Below are 15064 nucleotides of genomic sequence, written 5' to 3'. Positions count from 1 at the left end.
CCCTGTTTTTATTTTTATTTTTCTATGCAGTTAATTCCTGACGGTGTGGCTCAGGGATGTGGTTTTTATGCGTTGAGCCATTAACCATAACAATAATTTTTAGACTCAAACACCCGAGGTTTTTATGAATATCCCGCTCAAGCTGGTTGCAGCAGGTGCACTGCTGGCCAGCAATCTTTGCCATGCCGATTGGTATTTTCGCGGCACACCCAATAATTGGGCAATCACCGCACTGACGGCGGTTAGCACAACGGAATTTTCAACTTGCCAAAGCTTTGGTGCTGCAAGCACCAATCCGCGTTTTAAAATTGATCGCACTGGCAACTGGAGTGAAAGTTATCCCGTTAACGATTACACAGTTGCTGCTAATCAGTCTTACAAAATTACGTTTAATTCGAGCAGCAAAAATATAGCACTCCAAGCCGTAAGCAGTTGCGATTCGATTGGGTTTACCAAGAATTTTTCTGCACTGAATTTTCGCGGGACGGCGAATGGATGGTCAACAACACCCATGAATTTGGTGGCCAATAACATCTGGTCAACGCAAATTGTATTGGACGGACAAGCCAGCCAGCGCTTTAAATTTGATACCACCACTAACTGGGCAGTGAATTACGGCGACAGCAATAATGATGGGATTTTAAATCAAAACGGCAGCGATATTTTCACTAATTTGGTGGGTACTTATCGCGTACAGGTGAATGACGTAACGCTTGCGTATACGCTGACACCCGTCACTACCTCTGTCTCTTCCAGTAATGTTTCCAGCAGTACAAGCAGCATAAAATCTTCTGTAAGTTCGTCTTTGGTTTTATCGTCAACTTCATCTTCGGTTTCTTCAATAAATTCCAGCGGCGCTAGTAGCAGCGCAACGAGTTCTATCGCCGGGATTGTGAATGGCGATTTCCGCAAGGAGACAATTTACTTTTTACTCACTGCGCGTTTTTACGATGGCGATGCGAGCAACAATTATTACAACCGCGACCGTTACAAAGCGGGCGATCCACATTGGCGCGGCGACTTTAAAGGCCTGATTCAAAAGTTGGATTACATCAAGGATCTAGGCTTTACCGCCATCTGGGTTACGCCGCCGGTAGAGAACCGCTCTGGCCTGGATTATCACGGCTATCACGCCTACGACTTTTACAAAGTTGACCCGCGTTTGGAATCTCCCAACGCCAGCTACAAAAATTTTATCGATGCAGCCCATTCCAAAGGTTTGAAAGTGATCCAGGATGTGGTGATCAACCACTCGAGCCAATATGGTTTGCGCAATGCGGTCTGGATCGATCATCTGCCAATCAAATACTACGTACCAGCTGGCGGGGTGCAAGGGAACATCGTTAACGGACCTTATCTCGGCAATTTAGGCGATTATAAAAGCACTTTCCGCGACGATAACGATAATCCGGTCGCTCCCCAGTGGTTCAAGGAGCGCCACACTAGCGATTCAGCGGGGATAACCCCACTAGTTGACCCCAAAACCGGTGTGACTGTGCCTAAAGCGGGTTATGACGCCAATCGCTTCTTCGGTATAGATGCCGCTAGCCTCGACCCCAACTGGTATCACCTGGATGGATTTATGTCGGGCGGCGATTGGGAGAGCCCACTCGCGCTGCAGCGCAAACATATGGCGGGCGACACTATCGACCTGGCCACCGGGCGCCAAAATGTAAAAGACTACCTCAACGGCGCTATGAAAATGTATTTGGATATGGGCGTGGATGCTATTCGCCTGGACACCGTGAAACACATCGAGCGCAATGAGTTGCTCAGTTACGTCAATACCTGGAAAGCGCATAAACCCGGTCTGTTTGTATTCGGTGAGAATCTGGTGAAAGGTACCGGCTTTGGCTCGGAAATCGCCAACGATAACGCCAGCGCAGTGATCCGCCCCTGGTGGTATACGCGCACCACCAGTAACCCGGCCGACCCACGCGCGGGCGGCGATTCAGGTTTCTCGGTACTGGATTTCTCGGTCTTCTCCACCTTCCGCGATAACGTTACCCGCGGCCACTTCGGCGGTATTGGTGGGGTGATAGCGATGGACTGGGTCTACGGCGACGCCACCCAGTTAGTGACCTTCTTCCAGAACCACGATGTCGGCCCGGACAACGATTTTAAATATCGCTACGGCGGCGAGATGGGCAACGCGGCTATGGTCTACAACCTGCTTTGGACCAACCGCGGCATCCCCACTCTTTATTACGGCGAAGAGATTATGTTCCAGGGCGGCCTGCCACAGGATATCGCCGGCAACAGCGATACTATCGACCAGACTGGCCGCGCTTATTTCGGTCCCCATCTGGACAATCTAACAACCACCCAAAGCCATCCGCTCTATCAGCACATAAAACGCCTTAACCAGATCCGCAGCGCCATTCCCGCGCTACAAAAAGCGCCGAGTACGCAGGTGAGTGAATGGGGCGCCGGCATGAGTTTTGTACGCGATTTATCGTCGGAGGGAAGTTATGCGGTGGTGGGGTTGGCATCCAGCAGTAGCCAGTCAATTACTGTCAATGGTGTTAAGAATGGCACCTATCGCGATGCGGTGACCGGTACTAGCATCAACGTCACCAACGGCACTATCAGCTTTAGTGTGGCCAGCTATTCGGCGGGGATTTATGTGTTGAATGGTATCGGTAAGATAGGTACTAACGGGACTTTCTTGAGATAAACACCTCTTGCGCTAAATAGTAGTTTCTCGCAGGCAAAATAAAGGGGCTTGTTAGCCCCTTTATTGTTGATCGATTATTTTGCCGCTTTACGTTCACGGCGGTCGCCCCGACGACGTTCGTGAGGTACATCCTGTGGAATACCTTCACGGTATTGGCGCCGGTCTTGGCGCTGACGCTCTTCAAGTGCATCTTCAATCTGGGTTAATAATACCTTGGGAGTTTTTTTATCGGTCGTCATCAAAGTCATCTCGCTACGCAGTTAATCTCATCAAAACCACTCACTACGGCCTGAGTATAGACCAGCAAAAATCGAAAATTTGTGAATTTGACGACAATTTTTATTTCATTTCTGAATATAAAAAGCCGAATTCGCAAAAATTCGGCCTTCTTTTTCATATATTTTATTAACTATTAATTAATAAATTTTAATAGTTTTTAAATATCAAGGTTTGCCACCGCGAGTGCATTGGTCTCGATAAATTCACGGCGTGGTTCCACGTTATCACCCATCAGACAGGTGAAGATCTGGTCGGCGGCAATCGCGTCCTGAATAGTCACTCGCAGCATACGGCGGGTTTCCGGATTCATAGTGGTATCCCACAATTGCTCCGGGTTCATCTCGCCAAGACCTTTATAGCGCTGGATGTTGTAGCCTTTGCGCGACTCTTTCATCAGCCATTCCAGGCCTTCAGCAAACTTGAACAGCGGTTGTTTCCGCTCGCCGCGCTGGATATAGGCACCCTCTTCGATCAGACTCTCCAGCTTCTCACCCAGTGAAACAATGGACGCGTATTCACCCGAGGCAAAGAAGTCGTGGTTAAACGGATAAGGAGTAGCTATACCGTGGGCAGTGATTTCAACCTGCGGCATAAACAAGTGGCGCTCGGTATCCTCACGCACAGTAATGATGTAGCGCTGGCTGCCGGCGCGCGCATCGATACTGAAATGCGCGGCCATCTGGTCGCACCACTGCTGCATATGGCCTTGGTCAGCCAAATGCTCAGGGCGGACTGCCGGTAAGTAGATCATCTTTTCCAATACATCAGCCGGGTAGAGACGCGACAAGCGATCGATAGTGGCCATCACTTTGCGGTATTCATACACCAGCTTTTCCAAGGCTTCACCGGCGATAGGTGGCGCACTTGGATTGACGTAGAGACTCGCATCTTCAAGCGCTGCCTGAGTCAGGAACTCGGTCATCGCTGCTTCGTCTTTCAGATACTGTTCTTGCTTGCCTTTGGCAATTTTGTACAGTGGTGGTTGGGCAATGTATATGTGGCCGCGCTCAATCAGCTCGCGCATTTGACGGAAGAAGAAGGTCAGCAACAGGGTGCGGATGTGTGAACCGTCCACGTCGGCGTCGGTCATGATAATGATGCTGTGGTAGCGCAGTTTTTCCGGGTTGTAATCCTCTTTACCGATACCGCAACCGAGTGCGGTAATTAGGGTGCCCACTTCCGCACTGGATAACATCTTATCGAAACGGGCTTTTTCCACGTTGAGGATCTTACCCTTGAGCGGCAGGATCGCTTGAGTCTTACGCGCGCGGCCTTGTTTAGCTGAACCGCCTGCAGAGTCACCCTCTACCAGGTAGAGTTCGGAAAGCGCGGGATCTTTTTCCTGACAATCGGCCAGCTTGCCGGGCAGACCGGCGATATCCAGCGCACCTTTGCGGCGAGTCATCTCACGCGCTTTACGCGCGGCTTCGCGGGCGCGGGCGGCATCAATCATCTTGCCCACAATCGCTTTAGCTTCTTGGGGATTTTCCAGCAGGTAAGCGCCGAAGTGCTCGTTCATCTCCTGCTCTACGGCGGTTTTCACCTCGGAGGAGACGAGTTTGTCTTTAGTCTGGCTGGAGAATTTAGGGTCAGGCACCTTTACTGAAATAATTGCAGTCAGGCCTTCACGGGCATCGTCACCGGTAGTGGCCACTTTAGCGTTCTTGGCGATACCTTCTTTCTCGATATAGGTATTCAAACCACGGGTTAGCGCGGCGCGGAAACCGGCCAAATGGGTACCACCATCGCGCTGCGGGATATTGTTGGTATAGCAGAACAGGTTTTCCTGGAAGGAATCATTCCACTGGAGCGCCACTTCCACGCCTATACCGTCGTCACGTTTAAGCGAAACGAAGTGCACCATCTTATTAATGGTGGTTTTGTTCTTGTTCAAATGGTCTACGAAAGCGCGCAAACCACCTTCGTATTGGTAAACCTCTTCCTTACCACTGCGCTCGTCTTTCAAGACAATACGTACACCTGAGTTCAGGAACGAGAGCTCGCGCAGGCGTTTGGCCAGTAATTCGAAGTGGAATTCGATATTGGTGAAGGTTTCAGCAGAGGGTTTGAAGTGAACTTCGGTACCCGTAGTAGTGGAATCACCCACAACTTTGAGTGGTTCATCGGGTACACCGTGACGGTAGATCTGCTCGTGAATCTTTCCACCGCGACGGATCGTCAGCTTCAGGTATTCAGACAGGGCATTTACTACCGATACACCCACGCCGTGCAGGCCGCCGGATACCTTGTAGGTATTGTCATCAAACTTACCGCCCGCATGGAGTACGGTCATGATTACTTCAGCGGCTGATACTCCTTCTTCGTGCATCTCGGTAGGAATACCGCGGCCGTTGTCAGAGACAGAGACTGTTTCATCGGGGTGGATAACCACGCGCACCTCATCACAGTGACCGGCGAGCGCTTCATCGATAGAGTTATCGACCACTTCAAACACCATATGATGCAAGCCTGAGCCATCATCTGTGTCACCAATGTACATCCCTGGGCGCTTACGCACCGCATCCAAGCCCTTAAGGACTTTAATACTGGACGAGTCGTAAACATTCTCTTCTGACATAGCATTTCTCCGCTTTTTTGTTCAGTAGCAGCTTGGATAAACAAGCTGTGCATAATCTCTTTAGGTAATATCTCTTTCGATAATAACCAGGTAATTAACTCACCTCGGTCACCCTACCCTGTTCCACGTGGAACATTTTTGGGGTTATTTTCGTCTTGTCGCGCCAGCTGGATGCCAGGGTTTCTGGCTCTACCCCGGTAATAAATACCTGGGTGCCCATGGTATCCAGCCAACGAACCAATAGAGCACGGTGTTTTTCATCTAACTCTGCAGGTAAATCATCCACTAAATAAATCGATTTACGCCCTGTTATCCGCGTAAATACATAGCCCTGGGCAATTTTGAGCGCACAGACTAGCAGCTTTTGTTGGCCACGCGAGAGGACTTCTGCGGCATCCAAACCATTCACCGTTATTTTTAAATCAGCCCTATGGCTACCCAAGTGGGTAAAACCCTGGCGCTTATCCCGTTCAAAACTCGCATTGAGCACATCGGCATAGGTTTTATCTTTATCCCAACCGCGATAGTAGCCAAGGGCAATACCATCAATATTGATAAATTCCTTTAACAATTCGGCAAAGGTTTCCTGAAACTGCGCCATACATTGGGTGCGAAACTCATGGATTATATCGGTTAAACCGACTAATTCTTTGTCCCAAGTGGCCAATTCAAAGGGATCTATTCTATCACGGCGCAAGAGGCTATTGCGGTGTTTCAGGCAGCGCTGGATAGCTTTCCACGCCGGGAAAAAATTAGGTTCCACGTGAAACACTAACCAATCAATAAATTGTCGCCTGACTTTTGGGCTGCCTTCCAATAATAAAAAAGTATCGGAGTTAATCACTTGCACTGGTAAGTAAGCCGCAAGATCTGCGGCCGATGGTACAAGTACACCGTTGGCCTTAAAGCTAGCGTCACCATCCAGACCTCGGCTTATTCCAATTGGAACTTCAGAACCATCGTCTGCATGGACGCGGCCAAACACGGTAAATGACTGATGCTGGTGATTGATCAGGGGTTTGTGTTTATGGCTACGGAAGGACCGACCGAGAGCGAGCAGATTTATGGCTTCTAGAATACTGGTTTTACCAGAGCCATTTTCACCATAGATAAGATTAACCTGCAGCGAAGGAGCTATATCAACTCCTTCCAGATTGCGCAGATTTTGGATAAGCAGGCGTTTTAAGGTCATACGACCAGCAAGACAGGAACTGCCAATGCGCCATTACAGGCGCATCGGCATAACTACATAGAGGGAATCGCTATTTTCGGGTTCTTCCAACAGGGCGCTGGAGTTGGCATCCGAGAGGGTGATCTTCACATTTTCATTGCTGATGACGTTGGTAACATCCTGCAGGTAACTCACATTAAAGCCTACTTCAAGCGATTCACCCGTGTAATCGACTGTGACCTGCTCTTCTGCTTCTTCCTGCTCAGGGTTGTTGGCCACTATAGTCAGGGTGCCTTCCGACAATAGCAGGCGCACACCCCGATATTTTTCATTCGACAAAATCGCTGTGCGGCCAAATGCTTGTTTCAATTCCAGACGTGATCCTATAACTACCTTGTTGCCCCCGCGCGGTAATACTCGCTCGTACTCTGGGAACTTGCCATCGACCAATTTTGAGGTGAAGGTGTAATCCATAGACGTGACGCGGATATGATTGGAGCTGAGTACCACTTCCACTTGCGCAGTAGAATCATCCAGCAAGCGCGATAATTCCAACACGCCTTTGCGCGGCAAGATCGCCTGGATAACATCGCTGGTATTAACCGCTACTGCGCGGGTACACATCGCCATACGATGGCCGTCGGTAGCCACTACACGCAATTGATCCTGGCGAACTTCCCACAACATACCGTTCAGGTAATAGCGAACATCCTGCTGTGCCATAGCAAAGGCAGTGCGCTCAATAAGACGCTTAACTTCTTGTTGGGCACAGCTGAAACGCAAGTTGCCGGGTGTGTCTTCCACATTGGGGAAATCTGCCGCCGGTAAAGTAGAGAGGGTAAACCGGCTGCGGCCAGACTTGACCATAATTCGGCTTTCTTCCAGAAAAAATTCAATATTGCTGCCATCAGGTAGGGATTTGCAGATATCTAGCAGCTTACGTGCAGGAACTGTGATATCACCCGACACACCCGCTTGCTCCAGCGTAATACGCCCGACAATCTCAACTTCCAGATCAGTACCAGTGAGCGAGAGTTGATCGCCGTTGAGCTGGATCAACACATTGGACAACACCGGCAGCGTTTGACGACGCTCCACCACACCAGCTACCAGTTGTAAGGGTTTGAGCAGGGCTTCGCGGGATACGGCAAATTTCATGTGATGGTCTCTTAAGTAATCTTCCGGGACTTATGGTGTTTTTATCGCTACGGGATGATGCATAAAACAACAACGTTTATAAATCAAGTTGTCAGGGAACGCAGCAAGTTTTTCATATCTTCGCGGATATCTGCGGTCTCTTCTTGTAATTCCTTAATCTTGCGGCAGGCGTGCAATACCGTGGTATGATCGCGGCCGCCGAAAGCTTCGCCAATTTCCGGCAAGCTGTGATTGGTCAATTCTTTCGCCAAGGCCATCGCCACTTGGCGCGGGCGCGCCACTGAACGGCTGCGACGTTTGGAAATCATATCGTTCATTTTGATTTTGTAGTATTCACATACCACGCGCTGGATATTGTCGATACCGACTTGTTTATCCTGTAGCGCCAATAAATCTTTCAAGGCTTCTCGCACGAGCTCAACATCAATCGGCCGACCGGTAAAGTTGGCACTGGCGATAACGCGTTTTAACGCACCTTCCAGGTCGCGCACATTGGCGCGAATCCGCTGAGCAATAAAAAAGGCAGCTTCGTGCGGTAAATCAATATTCACCTGCTCGGCCTTTTTCATCAAAATTGCCACCCGCGTTTCCAACTCTGGCGGTTCTACCGCCACGGTCAGACCCCAGCCAAAGCGGGATTTTAATCGCTCTTCCAACCCATTGATTTCTTTCGGGAAACGATCACATGTCAGAATGATCTGGCGGCCCCCTTCCAACAGGGAGTTGAAGGTGTGGAAAAACTCTTCCTGCGAACGCTCCTTACCAGCAAAAAATTGGATATCGTCGATCAGCAGCGCATCCATCGAACGGTAGTATCGTTTGAAATCATTTATTGCATTCAACTGCAGCGCCTTTACCATATCGGCAACAAACCGCTCGGAATGCAAGTAAACCACTTTTGCATTAGGGTTGCGCGCCACCATGGCATTACCGACAGCTTGCATCAAATGGGTTTTCCCCAAGCCAACTCCACCATATATAAAGAGAGGGTTGTAGGCACCGCCCGGATTTTCCGCCACTTGGCGCGCTGCGGCCAAACCTAGCTGGTTGGACTTGCCTTCGACAAAGGTAGCGAAGGTAGATGACACATTTAAATAGTTGCTGTGCTTAAGGCCGCCTTCAACTTCCAACTCGGGCGTTACACGAGTGCTATCAAAACCGGTTTCTAGAAGAATATCGCGTGACTTTGTGTCATATTCAATGATTTTAGCAGGAGATTTTGCCCTATTCGACGAGTTTGAATAACTATCACTGTTAACTTCCTGCACCACACTTTGGCTACCAAACGCGAGATTGTCCTCCCGCATATCAGCTGAAACTGGAGCTAAAGTAGCGGATTCATAGCTGGGCACTGAGCGCTGGTTTACCGGGTTCGCTTGAAAACCTGCTGCCGGTCGCGGCGCAACACCCACCGCCACCAGCAGGTTATTGTCCTGATGGTAGTGACTGGCCAGTTCGCGGATACGATTAAGAAATTTTTCTGTGACCCAGTCGCAAATAAAGCGATTGGGTGCTAGCAAGCGCAATTCTTGGGGAGAGGCTGATTCATCAATTTGCAATGGCCGAATCCAGGTATTGAACTGCTGTGAAGGCAATTCATCCTGTAGGCTGGCGGCACATAATTTCCAAATCGATTGCAGCAAAACCAAAACTCCCGAAACGCCAATTGCGGTTATTGTTCATTGATGTGTTGATAAACAGAGATAAAGACTGAGACCCGCTACTATTTGATGAATTCTGGATAGGATTAAACCCAGATTTATACGGGGGATCTAAGTCTACTCCCGCCCCCCAGAGTTATCCACAACAAAAGTTAAAATTAATTTGAACGGGCTAAAATTTAGCCATTAAAATTCAATTAGTTACACCATAACGACCAGCTTATAACAGAGCACCGCGAGGCGGCAAAAAGAATGAATAAAACGACAAACCTGTGGATAAACCTGTGAATAACATATGAATTGACTGGGGGGAAAGTGGTAGAAAATGTGCACAGCTCAATTTGCCACTTTTTGTAGATTATTTGCTCAAAATAATTTGCTTTAGACAGTGGCATTCATTAGAATCCCGCCTCTTTTCGCACGCCGTGTGAATTAACTCAGGATTTTTAACAGGTTTATCATGAAAAGAACATTCCAACCCAGCAATCTGAAACGCGTTCGTAACCACGGTTTTCGTGCTCGTATGGCTACCAAAGGTGGCCGTTTGGTATTGGCTCGTCGTCGCGCCAAAGGCCGTGCCGAGCTGACTCGCGTTTAATCGTTCGCGCTTCTTGGTTCACTAGCAGTTTGTTGAAATTTGTTATTGGCAAACGTGAGACAAAGTAGTCGATAACGGTCATTCCCAGACTATTTTTAGCGCACTTATGCCAGCCAAAATAGAATTTCAACAGTCTGCTAGTTCGAATCAACCCCAAAGCGATGTCCGCTTTGGTCCAGGTTCCAACTCCGCTTCTTTTTGTTTTACCAAATCCCTGCGTTTACTCTGCGCCGCTGATTTCAAACCCGTGTTTGATGACGCTCCTTTTCGCGCTTCACATCAGTATTTTTTGATCCTCGCCCGCCTCAACCAACAGACCCAGCCGCGTTTGGGTTTGGTGATGGCCAAAAAACACATGAAGTTGGCAGTGGAACGCAACCGCATGAAACGCTTGATCCGCGAAAGTTTTCGCCTGCAGCAGCAGGAGTTAGCCGGGTTGGATATTGTGGTGCTGTCACGCAAGGGGATGGATAGCCTGTCCAATAGCGAATTTAGCCAGCAATTAAATCAACAATGGCAGCGAATTTTCAAAAAAGTGCGCCATCATCGGTTAACATCGCAGGCGCAAAATCAAGGGGCAGAGCAAAAGGTCAATGCAGATGCTAAAGCGACTGATCAATAACGGCCATTCCGGCCTGATCTGGCTGGCAGTCAAACTGCTGCACGGCTATCGCTATTTTTTAAGCCCCTGGATTGGCAACCAATGCCGCTTTTATCCCAGCTGCTCACATTACTCGGAAGAAGCAATTGTGCGGCATGGATTTTTTACAGGGTCTTATCTAACCCTGCGACGCCTACTAAAATGCCATCCCTGGCATGAAGGCGGCCTCGATCCGGTACCGGAATTGAACAAGACCTGTTGTTCTTCTATTCACTCACACACTATTGATGGCAGTCATTAAGATGGATTGGCAAAAAAACCTATTAATTGCAGCAATTCTCGCTACCTTATTGATGTTGGTTATTCGCTGGCATGAATATCAGGAACAGCTACCCACACAAACACCGGTAGCCACCCAAACCACCACTAACACGGGTTCAATCCCCGCAGCGGCGGCAATCAACAGTGATATTCCAGTTGCTGCCAATAGTCTGTCTGAAGCAGAAAAAACTACTTTGGCTGCCAACCAACTGATTAAAGTGAAAACAGACAGTTTTGATCTCGTCATCAATCCTCTGGGTGGCGACATTGTGCAGCTTGCACTTCCACGTCACTTTCTCAAACTGGACACTCCCGACCAACCTTTTGTGTTGCTCGATAACCGCGACAACCACACTTATCTGGCACAAAGTGGCTTGATTGGCACTAACGGCACCGATACTGCTCAAGGTCGCCCACTGTTTAGCAGTGAGAAAAATGAATACACCCTGGCCGATGGTGAAAAGCAGTTGGTCGTTGACCTGGTATTGCAACAGGGCGAAGTCAATATCACCAAGCGCTACACCTTTACCCGCGGCGATTACCTGATCAACGTTGAATACCTGATCGATAATAAAAGCGCCAATACCTGGTCAGCACAGCTTTACGGCCAAATCAAACGCGATAGCCAAAACTTTGTAAAAGTCAGCGCTTTGGAAATGAACCCTTTCCTGGGTGCCGCAATTACCACCGCGGAAGAAAAGTACAAAAAAATCACCTTTGCCGATATGGCTGAAAAAGAAGAAAAAGTGGGCGTTCAAGGTGGTTGGGTGGCGATGGTACAGCACTACTTTATCAGCGCCTGGATTCCCGATGCCGATAGTCAAAACACCTATCATTTGCGCAAGTTGGGCGACAATGACCTTTATTTGATGGGTTTTACCGGCAAGGTTAATGAAGTTGCTCCCGGAACCCAAGCTAGTATCTCAGCCGGTTTTTACGCTGGCCCCAAAGATACCGAGCGTTTGGAACAAATCTCTCCCTACCTCGACCTGACAGTAGACTACGGCTGGCTCTGGTGGGTAGCCAAACCATTGTTCTTTGTTCTTAAGTGGATTCACGGTTTAGTAGGCAACTGGGGCTTGGCCATTATTGGTTTAACCTTGATTGTAAAAGCCTTGTTCTTCAAACTTTCGGCAACCAGCTATAAATCCATGGCGAAAATGCGCAAGTTAGCGCCGAAAATGGCTGAATTGAAAGAACGTCTTGGCGATGACCGCCAGAAGTTCTCGCAAGAAATGATGAAAATGTATAAAACCGAAAAGGTAAACCCTTTTGGTGGTTGCTTGCCGCTGCTGATCCAGATGCCGGTATTCCTCGCTCTTTATTACGTGTTGATGGAATCGGTAGAACTGCGCCACTCGCCGTTCTTCGGCTGGATCTTCGATCTCTCGGTAAAAGACCCCTACTTTGTGCTGCCAGTTATTTACGGTATCACCATGTATTTTATGCAGAAGCTCAACCCACAGCCGACTGATCCTATGCAAGCGCGCATCATGCAAATGCTGCCGTTGATCTTTACCTTTATGTTCCTCTGGTTCCCGGCTGGTCTGGTACTTTACTGGGTGACTAACAACACCTTGTCGATTATCCAGCAGTACATCATTACCAAACAAATCGACGCTGAACCTGCTGCTAAATAAGTCATCGCTATGATCATTACCGACACCATCGCCGCCATCGCCACCGCCACTGGCCGCGGTGGTGTCGGTATAGTCCGCATCTCCGGCGCCAAAGCCCGTCTGGTTGCCGAACAACTGCTTAACATCCAACTCCAACCGCGCCACGCCCATTATTGCGATTTCAAAAACCGCGCTGGCGATGTGCTCGACCAAGGCATAGCCCTATTTTTCCCAGGCCCCAACTCTTTTACCGGTGAGGATGTCCTTGAACTCCAGGGCCACGGCGGGCCAGTTATTCTTGACTTACTCCTGCGCGAAATCACCCAGCTCGGTATCCGCCTCGCCCGTCCGGGTGAGTTTTCCGAGCGCGCATTTTTAAATGACAAACTCGACCTCGCCCAGGCCGAAGCTATTGCTGACCTGATCGATGCCACCAGCGAACAAGCGGCACGCAATGCTTTGCACTCACTGCAAGGTGCGTTTTCCAAACGTATCCATGAACTGGTTGAAGCCTTGATTCACTTGCGAATTTACGTTGAAGCATCAATTGACTTCCCCGAAGAAGAGATCGACTTTTTAAGTGACGGCAAAGTTGCGCGCGATCTGGATAACATCATCGGAAAACTGGAGCAGGTATTTAAAGAAGCACGTCAAGGTGTGTTAGTGCGCGACGGTATGCGCGTGGTGATTGCCGGTCGTCCCAATGCCGGAAAATCCAGTTTGCTCAACGCGCTGAGTGGACGCGAGTCTGCCATTGTGACCAGTATTGAAGGCACTACCCGCGATGTACTGCGCGAACATATCCATATTGATGGCATGCCATTGCATATTATTGATACCGCCGGCTTACGCGACAGCCCGGATGAAGTCGAACAGATCGGCATCCAACGAGCCTGGCAGGAGATCCAACAAGCCGACCGGGTGCTGTTATTAGTCGATAGCCGCCAAAGTCAGCTGGCTAAGCCTAACGAAATATGGCCTGAGTTTGTCGAAAAACTGCAAGATCCCAGCAAAATCACTCTGGTTCGCAACAAAATTGATCTTAGCGCTGAAGCAGCTGGATTGTTTCACTCAACATCGAACGACCTATATATAGGTATTAGTGCTGCAACCGGCGCCGGGATTGATGATCTAAAAAACCATCTGAAAACCATTATGGGTTTTAGCGGCGGTGGTGAAGGAGGATTTACCGCCCGCCGCCGCCACCTCGATGCACTTGAACGCGCACAATTGTTCCTCGCTTCTGGCAAAACCCAGCTGCAAGGTTATGCCGCCGGCGAATTGCTGGCTGAAGATTTACGCCAGGCGCAAAACTCGCTCAGTGAGATAACCGGCGAATTTACCCCGGATGATTTACTTGGGCGCATCTTCAGCAGTTTTTGTATCGGCAAATAACCTATTATCCAGTCGCCTGTTTCCACTCAAATCCGCCTTGTGTGAACCCCTGCCAACAATGCCTTAGCGCTATGTCTATACTGTTTATTAATTAAACAATATAGACCTACGCGATGAATACCCCACCGCAAACCAGCATTGCCAAAACCCATGCAGAACCTCTGGTTGCCATCCAGTTACTTTCTGCTTGCCGGATTTTGGTAATTAATGGCAAAGGCGGATCGGGTAAAACCACCGTCAGTACCAACCTTGCCTCCTGGTTAGCAAAACGTGGGGATACCACCGTACTGGTCGATGCAGATCCCCAGGGTTCAGCCAGCCATTGGCTAAGTTCACGCGGACCCGAACTCCCAAAAATTTTCGGCGTAAAAATAGAACTCAATAGCCGCATCACGCGCAGCTTCCAATGGCGAGCGCCCAAATCGACACGCTGGTTGATAACCGATGCCGCACCCGGCCTTACTGATATGGCACTGGACGATATCATCCAGAACCACGATCTCATTATAGTGCCGGTGCTACCCTCGGATATTGATATCCGCGCCAGCGCCCGTTTTATTGGCGAACTCCTGTTAACCCGCAGCATGCGCCGCCAGCGTCGCCCTATCGCAGTAATTGCAAACCGCGTTAAACAACAGGCAAATGCCTGGGAGCGATTACAAAAATTCCTGCTAAGTTTGAATATTCCCTATCCCGCGACCCTGAGGGACACCCAGCATTATGTACGCGCCTATAGTGAAGGGCGCGGTATTGCCGATTACCCACAGCAGAGCCATGCGCGCGATCGCAACGATTGGGAATTACTTTTATGTTGGCTTGATGCCCAGGCTTCACCTATCCAATGGTTGGATGAATCACTCTCCGATGACCCAGATACCGATGTGGTAAATGCATCCTGACTACCAAAATATCCCTGGTATTCATTTCTTTCTATCGCACAAATTAATCCCCAAACCTTCCAGTAAAAGACACCTTAATACCGGCTTATAACCATGTTTTTCCACAC

Annotated in this window: 12 protein-coding genes; 7 read left to right on the top strand and 5 right to left on the bottom strand. The window is 49.2% G+C overall.

From position 1 onward, the window contains the following. The first annotated feature begins 124 nt into the window (after nucleotides 1-124). Nucleotides 125-2677 carry an alpha-amylase family glycosyl hydrolase gene (locus B4E62_RS09005; protein ID WP_331351825.1) on the top strand — a complete coding sequence of 851 codons (2553 nt, stop codon included), beginning with the start codon at nucleotides 125-127 and terminating at the stop codon, nucleotides 2675-2677. Between the two features lie 74 nt (nucleotides 2678-2751). Here B4E62_RS09005 and B4E62_RS09000 read toward each other — a convergent pair whose 3' ends face one another. From B4E62_RS09000 to dnaA, 5 genes are all read right to left on the bottom strand, one after another. Continuing rightward, complete coding sequence (locus B4E62_RS09000; protein ID WP_310069131.1) at nucleotides 2752-2916, bottom strand: hypothetical protein; 165 nt, start codon at nucleotides 2914-2916, stop codon at nucleotides 2752-2754. Nucleotides 2917-3113: 197 nt separating this feature from the next. Beyond that, nucleotides 3114-5534, bottom strand: coding sequence for a DNA topoisomerase (ATP-hydrolyzing) subunit B (gene gyrB / locus B4E62_RS08995; RefSeq protein ID WP_331351824.1), 2421 nt, complete (start codon nucleotides 5532-5534; stop codon nucleotides 3114-3116). 94 nt (nucleotides 5535-5628) lie between these two features. After that, nucleotides 5629-6726: a DNA replication/repair protein RecF gene (gene recF, locus B4E62_RS08990; protein ID WP_331351823.1), complete on the bottom strand. Its 1098-nt coding sequence runs from the start codon at nucleotides 6724-6726 to the stop codon at nucleotides 5629-5631. A gap of 33 nt (nucleotides 6727-6759) precedes the next feature. After that, complete coding sequence (dnaN, locus tag B4E62_RS08985; protein ID WP_331351822.1) at nucleotides 6760-7863, bottom strand: DNA polymerase III subunit beta; 1104 nt, start codon at nucleotides 7861-7863, stop codon at nucleotides 6760-6762. An 83-nt stretch (nucleotides 7864-7946) separates the two neighbouring features. Next, on the bottom strand, nucleotides 7947-9506 hold the full coding sequence (gene dnaA / locus B4E62_RS08980; RefSeq protein ID WP_331351821.1) for a chromosomal replication initiator protein DnaA: 1560 nt from the start codon (nucleotides 9504-9506) through the stop codon (nucleotides 7947-7949). A gap of 478 nt (nucleotides 9507-9984) precedes the next feature. Between dnaA and rpmH the strand changes: the two genes are divergently transcribed. The 6 genes from rpmH (at nucleotide 9985) to B4E62_RS08950 (ending at nucleotide 14957) form a co-directional block, all read left to right on the top strand. Then, nucleotides 9985-10122: a 50S ribosomal protein L34 gene (gene rpmH, locus B4E62_RS08975; RefSeq protein WP_084617888.1), complete on the top strand. Its 138-nt coding sequence runs from the start codon at nucleotides 9985-9987 to the stop codon at nucleotides 10120-10122. Nucleotides 10123-10228: 106 nt separating this feature from the next. Then, on the top strand, nucleotides 10229-10744 hold the full coding sequence (gene rnpA / locus B4E62_RS08970) for a ribonuclease P protein component (protein WP_331351820.1): 516 nt from the start codon (nucleotides 10229-10231) through the stop codon (nucleotides 10742-10744). After that, nucleotides 10722-11024 carry a membrane protein insertion efficiency factor YidD gene (yidD, locus tag B4E62_RS08965; protein ID WP_414633256.1) on the top strand — a complete coding sequence of 101 codons (303 nt, stop codon included), beginning with the start codon at nucleotides 10722-10724 and terminating at the stop codon, nucleotides 11022-11024. The genes rnpA and yidD overlap by 23 nt, the downstream gene beginning before the upstream one ends. Before the next feature lies 1 nt (nucleotide 11025). Beyond that, on the top strand, nucleotides 11026-12684 hold the full coding sequence (gene yidC, locus B4E62_RS08960) for a membrane protein insertase YidC (protein WP_331351819.1): 1659 nt from the start codon (nucleotides 11026-11028) through the stop codon (nucleotides 12682-12684). A 9-nt stretch (nucleotides 12685-12693) separates the two neighbouring features. Further along, a complete protein-coding gene (gene mnmE / locus B4E62_RS08955; RefSeq protein WP_331351818.1) occupies nucleotides 12694-14058 on the top strand; it encodes a tRNA uridine-5-carboxymethylaminomethyl(34) synthesis GTPase MnmE in 1365 nt (454 codons plus the stop codon). A 113-nt stretch (nucleotides 14059-14171) separates the two neighbouring features. Beyond that, nucleotides 14172-14957 (top strand): AAA family ATPase, encoded by a 786-nt coding sequence (locus B4E62_RS08950; protein WP_331351817.1) that lies wholly within the window; start codon nucleotides 14172-14174, stop codon nucleotides 14955-14957. Nucleotides 14958-15064 lie beyond the last annotated feature (107 nt).

This window comes from Cellvibrio sp. UBA7671, from assembly GCA_002483145.1.
Lineage (GTDB): Bacteria > Pseudomonadota > Gammaproteobacteria > Pseudomonadales > Cellvibrionaceae > Cellvibrio > Cellvibrio fibrivorans.
This window is presented reverse-complemented; position numbering and strand designations above follow the sequence as displayed.